The organism is Zobellia galactanivorans, assembly GCF_000973105.1.
GTDB classification, from domain to species: domain Bacteria; phylum Bacteroidota; class Bacteroidia; order Flavobacteriales; family Flavobacteriaceae; genus Zobellia; species Zobellia galactanivorans.
In genome coordinates, this window is the sequence record NC_015844.1 from 866,997 (window position 1) to 884,754 (window position 17,758).

A 17,758-nucleotide genomic window follows, 5' to 3' on the forward strand; every position below is an offset into this window, starting at 1 on the left:
AGAAAAAACACAGAGTTAAGTAGATCATATTATTGATAAGCCCGTCCCTTTAAGATGAAAAAAACCAAGATTGGCATAAACGGATTTGGCCGTATTGGCCGTACGCTATTTAGACTGCTAGATGGCCACCCCAACTTAAACGTAGTTGCCATTAACGATTTGGCCGATGCGCGAACACTGTCCCATTTATTGAAATACGATAGTATCCACGGGGTTTTTGGAGCCGAAGTCGGCTACGAAAAAAATCAAATCCTTGTCAACGGAAACGGTATAAACCTGACCAACCATACAAGTCCGGCCGAAATCCAGTGGTCAGATTATGAGGTTGATCTTGTTGTAGAGTGTACGGGCAAGTTTAAGACCAAGGAAAGTCTAGCACCCCATCTGGCCAATGGCGCAAAAAAAGTAATTTTATCGGCTCCCCCGGCGGACGAGGATATCAAGATGGTGGTATTGGGAATCAACGAAGACATCTTGAACAAAGAGGATACCATTATTTCGAACGCCTCTTGCACGACCAACAATGCCGCTCCGATGATCAAGATTATCGATGAGCTATGCGGTATAGAGCAAGCCTACATTACCACCATACATTCGTATACCTCCGACCAGAGCCTGCACGACCAGCCCCATCACGACCTGAGAAGGGCCAGGGCGGCCGCTCAATCGATCGTTCCCACAACAACAGGTGCCGCAAAGGCCCTGACCAAGATTTTTCCACATTTGGCAGAGGTTATCGGCGGATGCGGAATTCGGGTACCCGTACCCAACGGTTCTTTAACCGATATCACCTTTAATGTTAAGAATGAAACATCTATAGATGAAATAAACTCTATTTTCAAGGAAAAAGCCCATAAAGAACTCAAAAACATACTATTATACACCGAAGACCCCATTGTATCCATCGATATAAACAATAGTTACCACTCTTGTACGTTTGACTCTATGATGACCTCGGTGATTGGAAAAATGGTTAAAATCATCGGTTGGTACGATAACGAAACCGGCTATAGTAGCAGGCTCGTCGACCTAATGCAATTACTGGTTCAAAAAAAATACATTTGAGGTTCAACCTACAACATATAAAACTCACGCGAATACTACTGGTATTCATCCTTATCCTGACTGCCCAAACCGGACATTCACAGGACACCCTTCACTTAAAAAACAAGGATGTCCGCATTTATTTTGAAGCCGCCCGGGCCCATCGCAACAGGGACGAGACCGACCTGGCATTGGAAGCCCTTGAAAAGGCCGCAGAGGTCGCAGAAGCCAATGCCGACGTAAAGGCCTTGGTAGACTGCTACCATAAATTCGCCTTGGTATACCTCAAACTAAAGAAGGAAGAGACCACGTATTTTTACTGGGACAGGGCCAAAGCCCTGCTAAAAGACATAGAATACCCCTATGGCCATGCCATGCAAAAGTACATCGAAGCCATATTACTCTTTCACGACGACAAGAATTTTCAGGCCATTTTTATGCTCAATGAGGCCAAGCAACTGAACAACGACCGAAACTTCTTCAATAACATATTGCTCGCTGAAGGTAATATCTACCTAAAACTGGAAAAATTCGATAGCGCGGCAAAGAATTTCAATTCACTTATTGTCAATACGGACATATACGAAAGTGACTATCTGGCGACCAGGGCACATTTGGGCCTCGCACAATTACATTTTCAAACGGAAAAGTTTAACGAAGCTGCCATAAATGCCGAGAACGCCCTCAAGCTTGCCAAGAAAAATAATTTTTTCAAGGAAATTTGGGAAGCCAATGAAATGCTCACCAACACTTACGAGCAACTGGCCCAATACCCTAAATCTTTAGAGCACAACAAAAATTTACTACATATACGCGACTCGCTTTTCAATATTGCCAAAATGAAAACCGAGGCTAAGACTGCCGAAAAGATCCAGTTCGATTTTATGAGCGACGAGATAAAACGTCAAGAAGCCAAAATAGAAGAACTGAACGAATCAAAGAACAAATCGGACATTACGGCCATACTCACCTCCGCCCTATTGACGATCATTACCCTTTTGGCCGTTTCCCTTTTTAGGAACAACCAGATCAAACTGAAGACCAACGAGCTCTTACAGACCAAGAACAATGAACTTAAGGCCGCAAGGGATGCCGCCGTAACGGCCATGGAAGCCAAGACCAATTTCTTGTCTACCGTAAGCCATGAACTAAGAACACCGCTCTATGCCGTAACGGGCCTTACCCATTTACTCTTGGAGGAAAACCCGAGCAAGAACCAAAAAGAACACCTAAAAGCCTTAAAGTTTTCAGGTGATTATTTGTTGAATTTCATTAACGACATTCTTCAGATCAACAAGATCGATGCCGATAAGCTGGAACCCCTGAACGTACAGTTCAATCTAAAAAAGGTACTTCAAGAAGTTATCGATTCGCTCAAACAGAGCGCACAGAACAACAAAACCGAATTAATTCTCGACTACGATCCCGAGATACCTTACCACATACTAAGCGACCCCTTGAAGCTTTCGCAGGTTTTCTTGAACCTCGTAGGCAACGCCCTTAAGTTTACAAAAAACGGAGAGGTACGGGTCATTGCCAAGTTATTGAAGAAAAACGACGAAGACATTACCCTCTACTTTGAGGTTAAGGATACGGGAATAGGTATAGCCAAAGAGCAGCAGGAAAATATTTTTGACGGCTTTGAACAGGGATCCATACAGATCAACAGGGAATACGGCGGTACCGGTTTGGGCCTTACCATCGTAAAAAGCCTATTGGGCCTATTCGGAAGTAAAATCCAACTACAAAGTGAACTCGGTGTGGGAAGCTCCTTCTTCTTTGAACTGGAAGCGAAAAGCAAGGAAAGCTTGGTTGACGATATTCCATTTGCCATCACCGAGCAGGAATACGACTTTAAGGGCTTGAACATTTTAATTGTTGAAGACAATAAGATCAACCAGGTCATCACCAAAAAAATGTTGAGCAAAAAAGAGATTACGAGCGACATTGCCAACAATGGTGCCGAAGCGATCGATTTGGCCCGTGAAAATTATTACGACGCCATTTTAATGGATATCCACATGCCCGGAATCGGCGGTGAAGAAGCGACCGTTGAAATACGCAAGTTCGATATCGTTACGCCTATTATTGCCTTGACGGCTATTTCTTTAGACGATAGTTTAGAGAGTTTTTATGCGGCCGGCTGTAACGACGTAATTACCAAACCGTTCAAACCCGAGGTCTTCTACCAAAAAATCGGCGAGAACATTTTCAACCGAAAAGAACTCAAGAATTCGATTACATAAATTCTTCTAGACTTTGCTTTAGCACAGCCTCGCCATCCGCAAGGAACTTATGCCGTACGGGTATAAAATAAAGCTGGTCGACCTTATCCTTTAAGCGAACAAAATCTTTTTCGGTAGTAAGGATACACTGTTTTTGTCTCAGCATTTCCAGTTCGGTTCCAGAAAAACTATGATGATCCTTGAACTTCAGGTGTTCGAACTTCACCCCCATTTTTTCCAAATAGACCAGTAAGGGTTTCGGATTCGCAATACCTGTCACCAATGTAACGTTTTGCCCACGCAAATCTTCGAAACCTATACTGCCCTCGTTTCCTATGAGCCGGTTTCCGTAGGCCAGATAAGAGAATACAAGTCGTTGGCGGGCTTTCGGGCGAAGCTTGTTTTGTAACTCCTGTTGTGCCGCAAGACTTAAATCTTGGGGACATTTGGTCACTACGATAACTTGGGCCCGCCCCGCTTCCTTTTTACTATCCCTCAAATTCCCCGTAGGCAAATACCAATCATCTACATAAAGGCTATCGAAAGAGGTAAGGAGTATCGAAAACCCACACTTTACCTTACGGTGTTGATAGGCATCGTCCAAGAGAATAACATCGGGGCGTATTTTCTCTTCCAAAATAGTGATGCCGTTGCGTCGGTCGGCATCTACGGCCAAGGCCAGATCGGTATACTTTGAAAATATCTGATAAGGCTCATCCCCTAGTGTTTCTACCGTGGCCTGGGCATCGGCCAGAACAAAGCCTTTTGATTTTCTACGATAGCCCCTGCTCAACACCGCCACTTTATATCGATCTTTCAATAGGGCGACCAACAGCTCGACCATAGGTGTTTTTCCAGTACCGCCGGCACTCAGGTTTCCAACGCAAATGATAGGTGTTTCAAAGCGCTTGGAACTAAAAATCCCTTGATCATATAAAAAATTACGGAGGTAGACCACCAAGGCATACACCAAGGATACGGGAAACAATATTTTTCTAAGTAGTTGCACAAAGGCGAAAATATAATATTTTATCTTTAGACCTAATAAAAAATAGACATGACCGTAAAAGAAGTCACCGAAATACTCGAGGATCTAGCTCCTCTACCCTATGCCGAAGGCTTTGACAATGTAGGCCTTTTGGTAGGCGATTCCACCTCCGAAGTTAGGGGTATTCTCGTAACCTTGGACACTATGGAAAACGTAATCGACGAGGCCATCGAAAAGAAGTGCAACCTTATCGTCAGCTTCCACCCTATCATTTTTGGGGGATTAAAAAAGATTACGGGCAAATCGTACGTTGAACGCGTAGTCATCAAGGCCATTAAAAACGATATCGCCATTTACAGCATGCACACTGCTTTGGACAATGTACCGAACGGGGTCAACGCAAAAATATGTGACGTTTTGGGCATCAAAAACACCAAAGCCTTGATTCCCCAAAAGGGGAGCATTAAAAAACTGACGACTTATGTCCCCCTAAAAGATGCGGATGCCGTTAGGGAAGCCATATTCAATGCCGGAGCAGGAAATATCGGGAATTACAGCAACTGTAGTTTTAATGTCAACGGACTGGGTAGCTATAAAGCCAGGGAAAATGCCAAGCCCACCTTGGGAGAAATAGGCAAGACCCATTATGAAGAAGAAACCCAACTGAACGTGACCTTTTCAAAGGCACACCAATCTAAAATAATGAAAGCCTTGTTTGCCACCCACCCCTATGAAGAAGTGGCCTATGAGATAAGCACGCTCGAGAACAATGACCAAAATCTGGGTATGGGCATGATAGGGACACTCGATTCGCCCATGGGGGAATTGGATTTTTTAAAACAAGTAAAGCAAACGATGTCGGCCGGAGGCATTCGGCATTCCAAACTATTAGGAAGGGAAATTCGGCGCGTTGCGGTTCTGGGGGGCAGTGGGGCCTTTGCCATCGATGCCGCCAAAGCTGCCGGCGCCGATATTTTGATCACCGCAGACATTAAATACCACGAGTTTTACAAAGCGGAAGACAAAATAGTGATCGCGGATATCGGACACTATGAAAGCGAGCAGTTTACAAAAAACCTTTTAGTTGACTATCTTACAAAAAAAATCCCTAATTTTGCAATCCGTTTATCGGAAAGTAAAACCAATCCCATCAAGTATTTATAAAGTATATGGCAAAAAAATCAGAAGCAACGGTAGAGGAAAAGTTAAGGGCATTGTACGACTTGCAATTGATTGATTCAAGAGTCGATGAAATACGCAACGTACGTGGCGAACTTCCTTTAGAAGTAGAAGATTTGGAAGATGACGTTCTTGGTCTAAAAACGAGATTGGACAAGTTAAAGACAGATGTTGAGACCATCAATTTTGAGATTGGTGCCAAAAAGAACCTCATAGAAGAGGCAAAAGCGCTTATAAAGAAATACGCGGAACAACAAAAGAACGTTCGTAACAGTAGGGAATTCAACTCTATCAGTAAAGAATTAGAGTTTCAAGAACTCGAAATTCAACTTGCCGAAAAGAACATTAAAGAGTTCAAGGCACAGATAGAGCAGAAGAAAGAAGTTATTTCCGAAACCAAGGAACGTTTGGCCGAGCGTGAATCGCATTTGAAGCACAAGAAAAGTGAGCTTGACGCTATTTTGGCAGAGACCGAAAAAGAAGAAAAGGCACTTATCGAGCATTCCGAAAAATTCCAAAACGAAATAGAAGAGCGATTGGTGAAGGCGTACAAACGTATTCGCCATAATGTTAAGAACGGTTTGGCCGTTGTGCCGATCGAAAGAGGTGCCTCAGGGGGATCTTTCTTTACCATACCTCCACAGGTACAGGTAGAAATTGCCTCACGCAAGAAAATCATTACCGATGAACACAGTGGAAGAATCTTGGTAGACCCTGTTCTAGCCGAAGAAGAAGCTGAAAAAATGCAAAAAATGTTCGCCAAATTATAGTCGAACTATACCGATACAAAAAAAGCCATCATTTTTATGATGGCTTTTTTTTTGTGTTCAAGGGAACTACAACAGACTCAAAATCTTTTGCTCGACCTCGTCACTGTCCCACAGGCTTTCAATATCGGGCATTTGCATTACCTCTTTCATAATTTCCTCTTGGGCATCGCCCATGGCCAAAGCCTCGGCGTAGGGCTTATTTGAAAAAGTAACCCGCGAATAGGCCGGTATCCATTTATCAGGATGCAATTCGGCAAAACGTTTCTCTATTTTTTTCTGCAACAAAAATTTGGCATCGGCCGTTTTGCTGCTCATTTCCATAAAATTGCGATAACTCAGTTCCGCTATGGCATCGGCATTGGGCTTACGCTCCTTTTGGTAGGTTTCAAAAATAGTTCCCCAGTCATCACCGTGTTTTTCGATAATCTGCTTCAAGGCAAAAATATCTTCAAAGCCGGCGTTCATACCTTGACCATAAAAGGGCACTATAGCGTGCGCTGAATCACCTACCAAGGCTACCTTGTCCCAATAGGTCCAAGGATAACATTTGATCGTTACCATGGCGCTTGTAGGGTTTTTAAAGAAATCCCCGGTCAAGTTCTCTATCTCTTTTCGAACATTCGGGAAATAGGTCTTAAAAAAGGACGTGGCCTGTTCCTTGGTCTTAATGCTTTCAAAAGACACCTCCCCTTCAAAGGGCATAAACAGGGTACAGGTAAAGCTCCCGTCAATATTCGGCATAGCGATCAGCATAAAAGTGCCCCTAGGCCAAATATGAAATGAATTTTTGTCCAGTTTATGGCTTCCGTCTTCATTGGCCGGAATCGAAAGCTCTTTATAACCTACATCAATAAAGTCTTGCGAATAATCAAATCGGCTACGGCGTTGCATTTTGTGGCGCACCCTTGAGAATGCCCCATCACAACCGAAGATAATGTCGTAATTATACGCTTTCCACTCCCCTTTTTCCGACTCTCCCGTATACAAGGTAGCCTCGGGCAAGTCTACGTTCCAGACCTTCTCATTAAAACGAAATTCCACTCCTGCCTCTTCGGCCAAGTCGATCATCTTTCGGTTCAGCACCCCTCGCGAAATAGACCATATGGCCTCGCCGTCCTTCCCGTACTTCTGAAAATACATCGGCTTCCCGATAACGTGCATGGCCCGTTTGTCTAAGGGTATGGCTATTTTCTTTATCTCATCTTCAATTCCAACTTCCCGTAACGACTGCCATCCCCGATTGCTCATCGCCAGATTAATGGATCGTCCTGAAAATTCAACATTACGTATATCGGGCCTCCTATCGAAAACGGTAATCGTATGCCCCATTTTTTTGAGGTAGATGGACAACAGCGAACCAACAAGACCGGAGCCTATTATGGCAATGTTCCTAGAACTTTGTTTCATATAAATTTCAGATAATGAGAAAGTGGTAAATGTACTAAATTCTATAAGAGTCTCTAAATACAGGACCTTAGTCCACAGAAAACTCCTACTTTGTTACGCTTGGCCATTTGCGCCCTTCGGTATCGACCGATTTAAACAGAATTCAAAACCATCTGGCCCCAGATTTGAGTTTAATATTTTTTTAACGTAAATAAAAAATCCTTGATTTGCCTTTCTTTCGTAAATACTTATGAAAATTCCGCGCAAGCGTCTATATATATCCAAAAAAAAGTCCTTCATAATTTTTAATTACGAAGGACTTTTTTCTTTTCGATACTCAAGAAGGATTATTCTAAAATGCCGTCTACGATACCGTATGCTACCGATTCTTCAGCGTTCATCCAGTAATCCCTATCAAAATCTTTCAACACCTTTTCATAGTCTTGGCCGCAATTGTCGGCAAGAATACGGGCGCTTAGTTCTTTAGTTTTGATAATTTCCTTGGCCTGGATCTCTATATTGGAAGCCTGACCTCTTGCTCCACCACTAGGCTGATGTATCATTACCTGTGCGTGAGGCTGAATAAACCTACGGCCTTTCTTTCCTACAGAAAGTAAAATAGACCCCATAGAGGCCGCAAGACCGGTACAAATAGTTGAAACGGGACTCTTTAACGACTTTATGGTATCGTACATGGCAAAGCCAGAGGTAACATACCCGCCCGGACTATTGATGAACAATTGTATCTCCTTATTATTCTGCATATCTAAATACAATAAACGGTCTATGACATGCTTGGCAGAATCATCATCTACCATGCCCCACAAGAAGACTTTGCGTTCTTCTAGTAATTTCTCGTCTATCGCTTCTTGAACTTTTCCTTTTTTAGAACTCATTTGTGATTGTTTATACCACTCAAAATTAAACAATTTATCCGTACTAAAATAGTGTATGGACATTATCGCGGAAATTACCATCCACCTCCCTATTTAACGATGGCCCCCACTTCTAACCCTGCCCTTCTTTAAAAGAGGCTTCCTATGATTTTTCATGTATGGCCGCCCCCTTAGTACAAAAGCCATTATCTTTGACCAAAAACAGAGTCATGGCAAAGTACCTTTCCGCATATATCTTATTTACCTTCCTTTTTATCGGCTGTAAAGAAAACAAAAAGGCAGAGCCCTCCCCACCCGAAAAAGAGCTGACCGTTCTTGAAAAAATAGCCTATGCCAACGGCTATAAAAATTGGAACAAAGTCGAAGAGCTAAAATTCACTTTTAACGTCGACAGGGATACCGCCCACTTTGAGCGCAGTTGGATATGGAAACCCAAAACCAACCAAGTAACCGCCATATCGGCAAACGACACCTTGACCTATAACCGAAAGGATATGGACAGTACGGCCTATAAAACCAACGGCGGATTCATAAACGACAAATACTGGTTGATAGCCCCCATTAATATTTTATGGGACAAAAACGGAAGCACCAACGAGCTTAGTCTTAAAGCCGAAGCCCCGATCAGCAAGGAAAGTATGCAGAAATTGACCGTCGTTTACAAACAAGAAGGCGGTTACACCCCTGGTGACGCCTATGACTTTTATTTTGGCGACGACTACTTGATCAAAGAATGGGTATTCAGAAAAGGCAACCAGGCAGAACCTTCAATGACCACCACTTGGGAAGATTACAGTGAGGTTGGCGGACTAAAAATTGCAAAAATGCACCAAAACGAAGACGGCAGCTTTAAGCTCTACTTCACCGGCCTAGAGGTAAAAACAAATTGACCGAGCCCTTTCTTACCGCTTACGGTTGAGCTTAAACGTGGCGGCAAGGACTAAAAGCGCACAGGCGAACAACACTAGAAAACAAGTCTTTAAGGAAGAACTATCGGCAATATATCCTAAAATGGGCGGGGCCGTTAAAAAGCCGGCGTAGCCCGTACCCGCAATAAACGAAACCCCTTGGGAAGAATCGACCCCTTTGACCTTTCCTCCGATACGAAAGAGTTCGGGCACCATTACCGAAAAACCGAGTCCGCTTAGCGCAAAACCGGAAATGGCCCAAAAGGTATCTGCGGTCAGTACCATAAGGTAACCCGTTAACACGACCAGGGTAGCCAAGGTTACCATTTTTACCGAACCGATGTTTTCACTGAGGGCATCGCCTAGAAACCTTCCTAAGGTCATGGTAATCTGAAACCCTAAGAATCCGGCGCCCCAGAGTACTTCCGGAGCCAGACTCACCTCTTTCAAATAGAGTCCGCTCCAATCGACTATGGCCCCCTCGCTTCCCATGGAAACGAATGAAATGAGCCCCAAAAACAACATCGGTTTAAAAAGCTTTAGACTAAAGGCTTCCTTTCCTTCAGAGACGGCAACCACGTTTTTATACTTTCCATGAAATACAAAATTGACCGTAAAGACAAGAAGTACCGCAAGCCCCATGTGTAAAGGCGGATTATCGAGCGGACCGATCAAAAAGCTACCCAATCCTGCCAAAACACCGCCTAGGCTAAAAAATCCGTGGGACGCACTCATAAAACTCTTCTTATCTTCCTTTTCAAGTTCCGTTACCAAGGTATTCATGGCGATATCGGTAATACCATTGGAAGCCCCGAACAGAAACAATGCGGCCATAAGTGTATAGTAGTTGGGAGCCAACAAGGGCATAAGCGCCGCTACACAGCTCATAACGACCCCGTACCACGTAGCCCTTCCCACACCGATTCTATTGATAATCGACGATGCCATGGGGAATACCGTAAACACCCCTAGCGATAGAAAAAATATGGCCAAGCCCAATTGCGACTTATCGATTTGAAGTTGCTCCTTTACCGCCGGGATATAAATTGCCCAGGTACCAAATAAGATATTTATACTAGCAAAGACCCAGGCAGCCCCAAAATAGCGTGAATTGGTAAGTATTAGGCGTAAAGACTTCATACAAGATATTTGACCGCGAAGGTAATTCAAAAAGCTTTTTCGGGAAATGAAAAAAAGGCCATCTTATGCAGATGGCCTTTGATCACTTAATATGTATAACGGACAGTAAACCTGTCTTTGCTTTAACCCCGGTTAGAATTAATTACAAGTCTTGATATAATTCCAACGGGTATAATCCCTTTGGTACAATCTGCCATAATAGGTTACGTAGTCACCAACACTGTAAGCTTTATTCGATGAAAACTCTTCGGCAGTATCGCACAGATCCGCTCCCGGTTCAGGACTACCTCCACCATCGGTAGATGGGTAGGCCACATTGGTTCCTTCAATATCCAAAGGAGAAAGACTGGCCTGTCTTTGAGGCAAAATATTTCCGTTCAAATCGGTAATCGTAGGTTGACCGTTTTTACTGAACGTATAGCTACCGTACATCATGGTAGAGTTGATATCGAAATCACTGGTAAGATAAATAGCCGAAGTATTCTTGTAGAATTGATCAACGGCATCAGGTTGTATATTCTCTATATTGATGATGATATGATCGTCCCTATCGGCACGGTTTTGCTCATGAATATAACCCAAAGTGTGACCTAACTCATGAATAATCACCACGGCAGTCGCACGGGTACCCAGTTTGATATAACCACTGGAACCGTACATACCTAAGGTAGCAACACCTGAATTACTATTAGAACCTGAAGATGATATAGTTACGTAATTAGATTGGTTGGTACGCTCCTTAAAACGGACATTGGTCTTGCTCGTCCATTCGTCAAAGGACTTTTGCAATTCTGACCGAACACTTGAACTCAATCCGTTTATTACATAATACACGGTGTTATCGGGCCACTTTCTGATACTACCGTGCTGGGCTAAACCTGAAAGCTCTTCCCCGGGGACAGGGTTGGGATCATAAGCATCAGGAGAATCGGAAAGCTGGTCTTCGAACAATCGGATATCCGTACCCGCCAAGCTGTACGTACCATCTTCTTCCAGTTCCACCTTTACGGCATCACCCAAGAAATATTTAGTAACGAATTGAGATTCCTGTTGAGCCTCAACTTCCGCTTTGGGACGGACGGAAGTTTCGGCCTCAGGTTCCACGGCATCTTCAGTACAGGATCCTAAAACCAATGCACAGGTCGCCATAAAAAGCATAAATCGCGTAGGGAACGTTTTATTGTTCATTTTTTCATTTTTAGTTTTCATGTTCATTTTAATATTTGGGGTTAAAACTTACATTTAATGTACGGAAACAACCACTCAATTAGCCGACAAGACCCCTATAAATTCGATGAACTACACTCTTAAAAAAAACGGAAAGGGCAATAAAAACCAGTCTTAGCCCCGATAGGTCGGGGCAAGGCGATGGTTGTGAAGAAAAAATAAAATTATACGGTTTGTATTCCTTTTTTTAAGATTTGACCGAAGCGGTACATATCTTCGTAGGAACAGTAAAACGGTGCAGGAGCAAGACGGATGACATTGGGTTCCCTCCAATCGGTAATAACCCCGTTTTTCATCAAGTAATCAAAAAGGGATTTCCCCTGGCCGTGAAGAAAAACGGAAAGCTGGGTCCCCCTATCCTTGGGTGTAATGATTTCAAAGGTAGCCTTGTCGGTTTCCTTGTCTATTTCATGAAGTACAAATTCCAAATAGCCCACTATACGATCTCTTTTCTCGATCAAGGCCTCCATACCTACTTCCTCGAACATTTCCAAGGAGGCCAGATAAGGTGCTAACGACAGCACCGGTGGGTTGCTCAATTGCCACGCGTCGGCATTGGCCATAGGTTCAAACTCGGGTTTCATCAAAAACCGTGTTTCCTTTTTGGTACCCCACCATCCTTCTAAACGAGGTATATCCTTTTTATTCAGGTGGCGTTCGTGTATAAACACGCCCGAAGCATTGCCCGGGCCACTGTTCATATATTTATAACTGCACCATGCCGCAAAATCGGCATCCCAATCGTGCAATTTGAGCTCTATATTACCGGCGCCATGGGCCAAATCCCAACCAACGTTAGCACCTACGGCCTTTCCGGCCTGGGTTATGGTTTCCATATCGAACACCTGCCCATTGTAATAATTGACCCCACCGATCAGCACCAGGGCCAATTCATCACCTACTTCATTGATTTTTTGAAGTACGTCTTCGGTCCGCCAAAAATTTTCACCTTCCCTTTTTTTCACCTCTACCAATGCATCGTCAGGATCAAGTCCGTGATTGCGTACCTGACTTTGCAGCATATACTGATCCGAAGGAAAAGCCTTTTCCTCACAAATAATTTTATAACGTTTGGCAGTGGGTCTGTAAAAGGTAACCATCAAAAGGTGCAGGTTTACCGTAAGGGTATTCATCACCGACACCTCTTCGGTCTTGGCCCCGACCACTTTGGCCAAGGGGGCGGCCAATCGCTCATGGTAATCCCACCAAGGCTTATCGGAATGAAAATGGCCTTCTACGGCCAGTTCTTTCCAATCGGTCATTACCTCATCAACAAACTTTTGGGCACGCTTAGGCTGCAATCCGAGGGAGTTTCCTGTAAAATAGATGACCTCTTTTCCGTCTACCTTGGGGAAATAAAATTGATTACGATAGTTTCGCAATGGATCTTGACCATCTAGTTTTTGGGCAAAACCCAAAGTATTCTCGAACTTCATATCGGCGTTTTTTTTTATAAAAATACAATTTCACAAACGATATTGGCCCCTACTTTGGCCCAACCATTCGCATCTCGATAATATGTTTTTTAAATCCTGCTTTTTCGTAGGCCTTGATGGCCCCAGTATTATCGCTATAGACGGAAAGGCGTACCTCGGAAATACCCCTTGAATCGGACCATTTTTTTAGGGCATCGATAACCATTTTGTTCAATCCTTTTCCCCTATAATCGATATGGGTATACATAAAGCCTAGATATGAATACATCCCATGGTCTAGAAACGCCTGGGCCTTTTTGATTTTGGCATAGCCCGAAGCCACAATACTTCCTTCGTGCTCGACCACTACCACCTCGGCATCATCACTATTGATCAATTCCCCCAAATCGTAATAACTGATACGACCGGCCCTAAGGGTAGGGTCATAAGGTCTTTCGGCCGCGATAATACCCTGCTCAAATTCCAACAAGGTTTCCAAATCGCTTAGAATTGCCGTTCGAATTTTAAATGTATCCATAGCTTGATCTCTTCCAATTTGAACTTCTGGAGTTCTAAAATACTATATATTTGCAGAAATTACAGCTCATGCATTTCCTATCTTCGGATTTAGAGGATTATATCCAAAACCATTCAGAGGACGAACCCCAACTACTTCAAGAACTTACCCGGGAAACGCACTTAAAAGTAGTCCGCCCCCGTATGCTCACCGGGCATTTTCAGGGAAGGGTCTTAAGCGTGCTTTCAAAGATCATCTACCCCAAGAACATCCTTGAAATCGGTACCTATACGGGCTATTCCGCCCTATGTTTGGCGGAAGGCATGCAAAAGGACGGCCAGCTACATACCATAGACATCAACGAAGAGCTGCAAGACATTCAAGAACGCTATTTTTCACGCAGTGCCTACAAAGACCAAATCGTACAGCATATTGGAGATGCCAAAACCATCATCCCCCAACTTGAATCTACTTTTGACCTCGTCTTTATCGATGCCGAAAAAAGGGACTACCCCGATTATTTTGAACTTGCCATACAGAAGACCCGTCCGGGCAGCGTTATTTTATCTGACAACGTACTATGGTCAGGAAAAGTAGTGGAACCCGTGGAGAAAAAAGACAAGGTAACCCCCATTCTTTTGGAGTTCAACAAAAAACTAAAGGAAGACCCACGGGTAGAAACGGTATTGCTACCGATCAGGGACGGCTTAACCCTAAGTAGGGTACTATAAGCCTGAGGTAGAGCATATAAAAAAGCCAGGCCGACAAAACACCGACCAAAGAACCAACAATAATATCGGTAGGAAAATGTACCCCTACAAAAATACGGCTGCTTACGAACAATAGGGGCCATATATAGAATAGCCAGCACCATTTAAAACGCCTTCTTAAAAAGAGTACCACAATAGTGGTCGCCGAAAACGAACTTGACGAGTGGCCGGAAAAAAAACTATAGGATGAGGAAGGCTTAAGAATCCGTATAAGTGTATTCATCGTTTCATCGTTATTGGGCCGCAAACGGGCCACGACCTCTTTGGTCAAATCGGTAAGGGTGACGACGAAAAACAGCATCAAGATTATGGTAAGCACCACAAAAATGGCCTCTCTCTTGGGATATTTTATAAAAATAAGAATAAAGAATAGGGCAAAAAGGGGAATCCAAGTGGAGAAGTGCGTAACGATAATCCAAAATTGGTCGTAGTCTTCAATGCCCAGATTGTTCAGGTAGATAAAGGTTTCCCTATCCCATTCTAAGATCTTTTCGAGCAAAACTAGCTTCTTTTGATGGTTCCCGTAACATCATCGACGGTCTTTTTGACCCCGTCCATTTCTTTTTTGATGTCGGTACCGATCCCTGAGGTAATATTGTTCTTGACATCATCGATGTCTTTTTTGATATCGGTTATAAAACTCGTATCAACGCCTTGTTTTTCGGCGCTCTTCTGAATTTCTTGCTTGATATCTTCCGTGGCGTCTTTCAATTGGCGCATACCCTTGCCCAGCCCCTTGGCTATGCCGGGTATCTTATCGGCGCCGAAAACCATCACCACGATAAACATGATAAAGAAGATTTCGCCCCCGCTAATAAATAAGAAGTGCAGTGAATACATACCACAAATATAATGAAGTTTACATAGAAAGACCTGTCAGGTATAGAAAACCTGACAGGTCTTTTTGTGATATTAACAAAATTTATTTGCCCTTGACAGCATTTTCCTTCATCTTCTCGAAATCGGACTTTTCCTCTTTCTTGGGCCATGCATTGTTAGACGTGTCTATATCGGCCGTTTCCGCCTTTGGGTCGACAACGATTCCGGTAAGTTCGCTCTGTGATGATATCACTACACTTACCTCTTTATCGTTCTTACGCCAAATTTCAGGTGGGTAGGTAACATTTTTGGTAGAACCGTCGGCATAGGTATATTCAACGATCAACGGCATGGGTATACCCCCTGGCTTATCGTAAGTGACCTGATAGATATACTTAGGCTCTTTTACGGCGGCACGTTCTTCGGCCGTCATATTGTCCATCATAAATTCTTTCAAAGACTGCGAACTTTCGGAAGGCGTCTTGCCTTTTAGGTTCGGATCGAGGTCGTCACTACCTTCTTCCGCCAAATACACCAAAGGAGGTAAGTCGGCCTCGGTGATGCCGCGCACCGCCATATACTCTTGCATTTTCTTGCTAGGCTTGTCGGTAACGTAGTATTTTTTGATGCCTTTGACACCTATATCCACAAAATCGGTAGTATAGAACCATCCTCTCCAATACCAGTCTAAATCGACCGCAGAGGCATCTTCCATAGTCCTAAAGAAATCTTCAGGTGTCGGGTGCTTAAACATCCAGCGTTGTGCATATGTTTTAAAGGCATGGTCGAAAAGTTCGCGGCCCATTACGGTCTCACGAAGAATATTCAAGGCCGTTGCCGGTTTACCATAGGCATTCGGGCCTAACTGGTATACGTTTTCAGGGTTCGACATGATCGGTGCAATGCTGCTTTGATCCCCTGCCATATAGGGTACGATTTTGGAAGGCTCTCCCCTTCTCGATGGGTATTTGCTATTAGGGGCAATGGCTTCAGGATATTTTTCCCCGAATTCTTGCTCCGCCATATATTGCATAAAGGTATCAAGACCTTCATCCATCCATCCCCACTGACGCTCGTCTGAATTTACGATCATCGGGAAAAAGTTGTGGCCTACCTCGTGAATGATCACACTGATCATACCGAATTTTACACGGTCTGAATACGTACCGTCTTCGTTAGGGCGACCGTAGTTCCAACAAATCATCGGATACTCCATTCCCTGTTGCTTGGCATGTACCGAAATGGCTTTAGGGTAAGGATAATCGAAGGTATGCGATGAATACGATTTAAGCGTATGTGCCACGGCTTTGGTAGAATATTCCTCCCATAGCGGGTTTCCTTCTTTTGGATAAAGCGAAACGGCCATAACGTCTTTGCTGCCCACTTTAACGGCCTGCATGTCCCAAATGAATTTTCTTGATGTAGCGAAGGCGTAATCCCTTACGTTCTCTGCCTTGAACTTCCATGTTTTTTTCTTTTTGGAAAACCCTTTTTCCGCCTTTTCGGCTTCCTCTTGGGTAACGATCACTACCGGCTTGTCATACGACTTCTTCGCCTTTTCGTAGCGCGCCATCATCTCCTTTGTAAATACATCTTTTCGGTTCTGCAAGGTTCCCGTAGCATCAAGAACGTGATCGGCAGGTACGGTAATGTTTACGTCGTAGTCACCAAAGGTAAGGGCAAACTCGCCACTACCCCAGAACTGGTGGTTCTGCCAACCTTCTACATCGCTATATACGGCCATTCTTGGAAAGAACTGCGCAATAACATAGGCCCTGTTACCATCTTTAGGGAAATATTCATAACCCGAACGTGCCCTGTTTACGGTGTGGTCTGGAATATTGTAGTCCCACTTGATGGAAAAGGAAATCTTCTCTTTACTTTTTAAAGGTTTTGGAATATCGATACGCATCATGGTCTGATTGATGGTATACTTCAACGGTTTTCCGCTGGCATCTTTCACGTACTCTATATTGAAGCCCCCGTCAAAAGGCTCGGTCATGTATTTTTGTGCGAATGACCCCACTTGTTCGGCCATGGGTACGCCTCCCCCGTCACGCAAAGGCGATTTTGAAGTCTTGGCCCTTACGTTTTGATCCAACTGAAGCCAAAGGTATTCAAGGTCATCGGGCGAATTGTTGGTATAGGTAATGGTTTCCGCACCAAAAATTTTCGCATTTTTATCATCAAGCTCGATATCCATTTTGTAATCGGCCTGTTGTTGGTAATAATCGGGTCCGGGTGCTCCCGAGGCGGAACGATAATTGTTCGGAGTAGCGAACTCTTCGTACAACTGTTTGAATTTACTCTGATTGTAATGCCCTGGTTCCTTGTCTGCATTAACGCCCTCTTGTGCCATCAGAACGCTGGCGAACACAAAAAATAACGATGCAAGACAATACTTCAATTTGTTCATATGTCTGTGTGGTTTTAATCCGTGAAAAATAAAATATTTTAAGGAATAGTTCCCTATA

16 protein-coding genes are annotated in these 17,758 nt (G+C 43.7%); 6 read left to right on the forward strand and 10 right to left on the reverse strand.

Going from position 1 to position 17,758, the window contains the following annotated elements; all coding sequences use genetic code 11:
* Positions 1-54: 54 nt before the first annotated feature.
* Both gap and ZOBGAL_RS03340 read left to right on the forward strand, forming a co-directional pair.
* The gene (gene gap, locus ZOBGAL_RS03335; RefSeq protein WP_013992090.1) at positions 55-1,065 is read left to right on the forward strand and encodes a type I glyceraldehyde-3-phosphate dehydrogenase; all 1,011 of its coding nucleotides are present in this window, start codon (positions 55-57) and stop codon (positions 1,063-1,065) included.
* On the forward strand, positions 1,062-3,290 hold the full coding sequence (locus ZOBGAL_RS03340) for a tetratricopeptide repeat-containing hybrid sensor histidine kinase/response regulator (protein ID WP_013992091.1): 2,229 nt from the start codon (positions 1,062-1,064) through the stop codon (positions 3,288-3,290). Before gap ends, ZOBGAL_RS03340 begins: the two co-directional genes overlap by 4 nt.
* Here ZOBGAL_RS03340 and lpxK read toward each other — a convergent pair.
* The gene (lpxK, locus tag ZOBGAL_RS03345; protein ID WP_013992092.1) at positions 3,283-4,278 is read right to left on the reverse strand and encodes a tetraacyldisaccharide 4'-kinase; all 996 of its coding nucleotides are present in this window, start codon (positions 4,276-4,278) and stop codon (positions 3,283-3,285) included. The two genes, ZOBGAL_RS03340 and lpxK, sit on opposite strands and share 8 nt — an antisense overlap.
* A gap of 48 nt (positions 4,279-4,326) precedes the next feature.
* Between lpxK and ZOBGAL_RS03350 the strand changes: the two genes are divergently transcribed.
* Positions 4,327-5,421: a Nif3-like dinuclear metal center hexameric protein gene (locus tag ZOBGAL_RS03350; protein ID WP_013992093.1), complete on the forward strand. Its 1,095-nt coding sequence runs from the start codon at positions 4,327-4,329 to the stop codon at positions 5,419-5,421.
* Positions 5,422-5,426: 5 nt separating this feature from the next.
* Positions 5,427-6,206: a zinc ribbon domain-containing protein gene (locus ZOBGAL_RS03355; protein WP_013992094.1), complete on the forward strand. Its 780-nt coding sequence runs from the start codon at positions 5,427-5,429 to the stop codon at positions 6,204-6,206.
* Positions 6,207-6,272: 66 nt separating this feature from the next.
* Here the strand turns inward: ZOBGAL_RS03355 and ZOBGAL_RS03360 are convergent, their stop codons facing one another.
* A complete protein-coding gene (locus ZOBGAL_RS03360) occupies positions 6,273-7,613 on the reverse strand; it encodes an FAD-dependent oxidoreductase (protein ID WP_013992095.1) in 1,341 nt (446 codons plus the stop codon).
* A gap of 326 nt (positions 7,614-7,939) precedes the next feature.
* Positions 7,940-8,488 (reverse strand): ClpP family protease, encoded by a 549-nt coding sequence (locus ZOBGAL_RS03365; protein ID WP_046287315.1) that lies wholly within the window; start codon positions 8,486-8,488, stop codon positions 7,940-7,942.
* Positions 8,489-8,697: 209 nt separating this feature from the next.
* Here ZOBGAL_RS03365 and ZOBGAL_RS03370 point away from each other — a divergent pair, with 209 nt between their 5' ends.
* Positions 8,698-9,378, forward strand: coding sequence for a hypothetical protein (locus ZOBGAL_RS03370; protein WP_046287727.1), 681 nt, complete (start codon positions 8,698-8,700; stop codon positions 9,376-9,378).
* A 12-nt stretch (positions 9,379-9,390) separates the two neighbouring features.
* Here the strand turns inward: ZOBGAL_RS03370 and ZOBGAL_RS03375 are convergent, their stop codons facing one another.
* From ZOBGAL_RS03375 to ZOBGAL_RS03390, 4 genes are all read right to left on the reverse strand, one after another.
* Positions 9,391-10,536: an MFS transporter gene (locus ZOBGAL_RS03375; RefSeq protein WP_013992098.1), complete on the reverse strand. Its 1,146-nt coding sequence runs from the start codon at positions 10,534-10,536 to the stop codon at positions 9,391-9,393.
* A gap of 138 nt (positions 10,537-10,674) precedes the next feature.
* Positions 10,675-11,724, reverse strand: a complete 1,050-nt coding sequence (locus ZOBGAL_RS03380; RefSeq protein WP_158499712.1) for a M12 family metallopeptidase — start codon at positions 11,722-11,724, stop codon at positions 10,675-10,677.
* A 203-nt stretch (positions 11,725-11,927) separates the two neighbouring features.
* Positions 11,928-13,199 (reverse strand): kynureninase, encoded by a 1,272-nt coding sequence (kynU, locus tag ZOBGAL_RS03385; protein WP_013992100.1) that lies wholly within the window; start codon positions 13,197-13,199, stop codon positions 11,928-11,930.
* Between the two features lie 49 nt (positions 13,200-13,248).
* Positions 13,249-13,716 carry a GNAT family N-acetyltransferase gene (locus ZOBGAL_RS03390; RefSeq protein ID WP_013992101.1) on the reverse strand — a complete coding sequence of 156 codons (468 nt, stop codon included), beginning with the start codon at positions 13,714-13,716 and terminating at the stop codon, positions 13,249-13,251.
* Positions 13,717-13,784: 68 nt separating this feature from the next.
* Between ZOBGAL_RS03390 and ZOBGAL_RS03395 the strand changes: the two genes are divergently transcribed.
* Entirely contained in the window at positions 13,785-14,426 is a 642-nt protein-coding gene (locus ZOBGAL_RS03395) for an O-methyltransferase (protein ID WP_013992102.1), read from the forward strand.
* Here ZOBGAL_RS03395 and ZOBGAL_RS03400 read toward each other — a convergent pair.
* The 3 genes from ZOBGAL_RS03400 to ZOBGAL_RS03410 all read right to left on the reverse strand — a co-directional run bounded on the left by ZOBGAL_RS03400 (position 14,392) and on the right by ZOBGAL_RS03410 (position 17,700).
* Entirely contained in the window at positions 14,392-14,964 is a 573-nt protein-coding gene (locus tag ZOBGAL_RS03400; protein WP_013992103.1) for a phosphatase PAP2 family protein, read from the reverse strand. The two genes, ZOBGAL_RS03395 and ZOBGAL_RS03400, sit on opposite strands and share 35 nt — an antisense overlap.
* Positions 14,965-14,966: 2 nt before the next feature.
* Complete coding sequence (locus ZOBGAL_RS03405) at positions 14,967-15,305, reverse strand: twin-arginine translocase TatA/TatE family subunit (RefSeq protein ID WP_013992104.1); 339 nt, start codon at positions 15,303-15,305, stop codon at positions 14,967-14,969.
* An 82-nt stretch (positions 15,306-15,387) separates the two neighbouring features.
* A complete protein-coding gene (locus ZOBGAL_RS03410; RefSeq protein WP_013992105.1) occupies positions 15,388-17,700 on the reverse strand; it encodes a M1 family metallopeptidase in 2,313 nt (770 codons plus the stop codon).
* Positions 17,701-17,758: the final 58 nt, after the last annotated feature.

What these genes read in the sequence shown, in the direction of transcription:
- ZOBGAL_RS03405 (WP_013992104.1), bottom strand. Translation starts at nt 15,305, where the DNA reads ATGTATTCACTGCACTTCTTATTTATTAGCGGGGGCGAAATCTTCTTT.
- ZOBGAL_RS03375 (WP_013992098.1), bottom strand. Translation starts at nt 10,536, where the DNA reads ATGAAGTCTTTACGCCTAATACTTACCAATTCACGCTATTTTGGGGCT.
- ZOBGAL_RS03350 (WP_013992093.1), top strand. Translation starts at nt 4,327, where the DNA reads ATGACCGTAAAAGAAGTCACCGAAATACTCGAGGATCTAGCTCCTCTA.
- ZOBGAL_RS03380 (WP_158499712.1), bottom strand. Translation starts at nt 11,724, where the DNA reads ATGAACAATAAAACGTTCCCTACGCGATTTATGCTTTTTATGGCGACC.
- ZOBGAL_RS03390 (WP_013992101.1), bottom strand. Translation starts at nt 13,716, where the DNA reads ATGGATACATTTAAAATTCGAACGGCAATTCTAAGCGATTTGGAAACC.
- gap (WP_013992090.1), top strand. Translation starts at nt 55, where the DNA reads ATGAAAAAAACCAAGATTGGCATAAACGGATTTGGCCGTATTGGCCGT.
- ZOBGAL_RS03370 (WP_046287727.1), top strand. Translation starts at nt 8,698, where the DNA reads ATGGCAAAGTACCTTTCCGCATATATCTTATTTACCTTCCTTTTTATC.
- ZOBGAL_RS03365 (WP_046287315.1), bottom strand. Translation starts at nt 8,488, where the DNA reads ATGAGTTCTAAAAAAGGAAAAGTTCAAGAAGCGATAGACGAGAAATTA.
- kynU (WP_013992100.1), bottom strand. Translation starts at nt 13,199, where the DNA reads ATGAAGTTCGAGAATACTTTGGGTTTTGCCCAAAAACTAGATGGTCAA.
- ZOBGAL_RS03360 (WP_013992095.1), bottom strand. Translation starts at nt 7,613, where the DNA reads ATGAAACAAAGTTCTAGGAACATTGCCATAATAGGCTCCGGTCTTGTT.
- ZOBGAL_RS03395 (WP_013992102.1), top strand. Translation starts at nt 13,785, where the DNA reads ATGCATTTCCTATCTTCGGATTTAGAGGATTATATCCAAAACCATTCA.
- ZOBGAL_RS03355 (WP_013992094.1), top strand. Translation starts at nt 5,427, where the DNA reads ATGGCAAAAAAATCAGAAGCAACGGTAGAGGAAAAGTTAAGGGCATTG.
- ZOBGAL_RS03410 (WP_013992105.1), bottom strand. Translation starts at nt 17,700, where the DNA reads ATGAACAAATTGAAGTATTGTCTTGCATCGTTATTTTTTGTGTTCGCC.